3 protein-coding genes and 1 pseudogene are annotated in these 1,943 nt (G+C 60.5%); 2 read left to right on the plus strand and 2 right to left on the minus strand.

Annotation, left to right across the window (positions count from 1 at the left end):
- Nucleotides 1-393, plus strand: a 393-nt coding sequence (locus VMR39_RS18535) for a 3-hydroxyacyl-CoA dehydrogenase family protein (protein ID WP_325417807.1), incomplete at its 5' end; no start/stop codon positions are given.
- 86 nt (nt 394-479) lie between these two features.
- A complete protein-coding gene (locus VMR39_RS18540) occupies nt 480-806 on the plus strand; it encodes a 2Fe-2S iron-sulfur cluster-binding protein (protein ID WP_045448706.1) in 327 nt (108 codons plus the stop codon).
- Between the two features lie 159 nt (nt 807-965).
- On the opposite strand, the gene VMR39_RS18545 is transcribed toward VMR39_RS18540, so the two are convergent.
- Both VMR39_RS18545 and VMR39_RS18550 read right to left on the minus strand, forming a co-directional pair.
- Entirely contained in the window at nt 966-1,199 is a 234-nt protein-coding gene (locus tag VMR39_RS18545; RefSeq protein WP_325417810.1) for a hypothetical protein, read from the minus strand.
- 276 nt (nt 1,200-1,475) lie between these two features.
- Nucleotides 1,476-1,813: pseudogene (locus VMR39_RS18550) on the minus strand (IS3 family transposase); the annotation flags it as partial.
- Nucleotides 1,814-1,943 lie beyond the last annotated feature (130 nt).

The following is a 1,943-nucleotide window of genomic DNA, read 5'->3' on the forward strand; positions in this document are numbered from 1 at the left end:
AACATGATCCGCTCGCTGTTCTTTGGCATCCCCGCCGCCAGCAAGCTGGCCTCCCGGCCCAAGGGCGTGCCTCAGGCCAGCTACCGCAAGGTCGGCATTCTGGGGGCTGGCATGATGGGCGCGGGCATTGCCTTCGCCGCCGCCGAGGTCGGCATGGAAGTGGTGCTGCTCGACAGCAGCACCGACAGCGCGGCCAAGGGCAAGGCCTACAGCGAGAACCTGTGGAACAAGCGCGTGGCCGCCAAGCGCATGACCGAGGCCGAGTGCACTGCCAAGCTCACCCTGATCAAGCCGACCACCGACTTCGCCGACCTGACAGGCTGTGACATTGTGGTCGAAGCGGTGTTTGAAGACCGCGCCATCAAGGCCGACGTGAAGCTGCGCGGGCATTAGTTCGCGACGGAGCGGCGCCCCCGATTCATCGCGAAAACGAACGCTCCACTCGCCGTTTCATCCAGCATGATCGAAAAGAGAAAAATATGCCCACAGTCATTTTCATCGAGCCGGACGGCGCTGAATATCCTATCGCGGTCAAGAGTGGCACGACTGCGAGGGACGCCGCGGTCAACAACGGTGTGCCGGGCATCGACGGCGATTGCGGGGGCGAATGCGCCTGCGCGACCTGCCATGTGCATGTCGATGCCGCGTGGATGTCCCGGGCCGGCATGGCCGAGCCGGGCGGCATGGAAGCCAACTTGCTACAATTTGCCGAAGGTTCGACGGAAAACAGCCGCCTTGCTTGCCAGATCACAATGACCGACGATCTCGACGGTCTCATGTTGAGAATACCCGACGGTCAGCACTAGTCGCAGTCGGCGTGCGGATTTCGAGGTCCCTCCCCCGATCCTCCCCTTGAAAGACGGGCGTCGACTGCCCCTTGGGTTGAGATGGATCTCCCCGACCCAAACCTCGTCTTCGTGCTGATCCCGAAAGTCGGCAGCGTTGGAACGCTGAATCAACCGAAATCATTTGCCTTCGACGGCGCCGCTCTTCCCGGGTATCAGCATAACAGCCCTGTTATCGTCTTTTCCGGCCTGCGAAGTTCGTTTATTTCGTGAGGGTTCTATCTTGCGTGTGCCGTCTATGAACATTCCGTCGATCGCGAATTTGAGCAGTACATGCATGTTATTCTTGAGGGCACTGTGGCTGATATCAGAGCCCAGCCAGGTTTGCGGCTGCTGACAGCGGGCGGCGAACATGCATCGCGCTGCTTCGACCGGATCAATATCTGCGCGAATTTCGCCGCGTACCTGAACCGCCGCGGCAGAACATACGCTCGATGACGTTGTGGCCCTTGTAGGCGTTCGTGTCGTCACGATGCGGATGCTTGTGGGTCGGGTTGGGCGGGATCACGGCCTTGATGCGGCGCAGGGCGAGTTCATCACGCGGGTTTTTGGCGTCGTAGGCCCTGTCGGCCAGCAGCGAACGCGGACGGCGGACTGGGCTGCTGCCGGTCTCGCAGATGTCGAGTTAAGCTAACAGAATCTTCTTTTCGAACTCCATGGGTTCAGATACCCGAGCGTCGAGTGCCGGCGCAGGAGATCATAGAAGTGTTCGATGCCATCCGATGCGTCGGCCCAGACCTGATCTCTTGTGTGGTCAATCTTGCGGGCCACGCCTTCGATCTTGAGCGAGGAGAGGCGCTCGCCATCGCTGCACTGTCCCGGCAATTTCCAGACCGGCTCATCGAGCATGCATCCCTGTGATCGGAGAGATGCATCGGCGCATCCGGCTTTCCACGCCGCCAGATCGCCGTTACCAAGGCATCGACGACAAGCCGGGTCGTCGCCGAATTCATGGACCAGACCGCCACGAGGCTTCCAGAAGCGGACGCGTCAAGCCACCTTGCGTTTGCTGCTCTTTCTCAGGGCCGGTATGACGTGTCTGGCAAACGAACGCATGCTTTCGGCTGCTTCCTCGTAGCTCATGCCACCGAAAAGGAA

This window comes from Sphingobium sp. (assembly GCF_035511395.1).
GTDB lineage: Bacteria > Pseudomonadota > Alphaproteobacteria > Sphingomonadales > Sphingomonadaceae > Sphingobium.

Coding starts and splice junctions, on each gene's coding strand:
- VMR39_RS18540 (WP_045448706.1), top strand. CDS start 480: ATGCCCACAGTCATTTTCATCGAGCCGGACGGCGCTGAATATCCTATC.
- VMR39_RS18545 (WP_325417810.1), bottom strand. CDS start 1,199: ATGTTCGCCGCCCGCTGTCAGCAGCCGCAAACCTGGCTGGGCTCTGAT.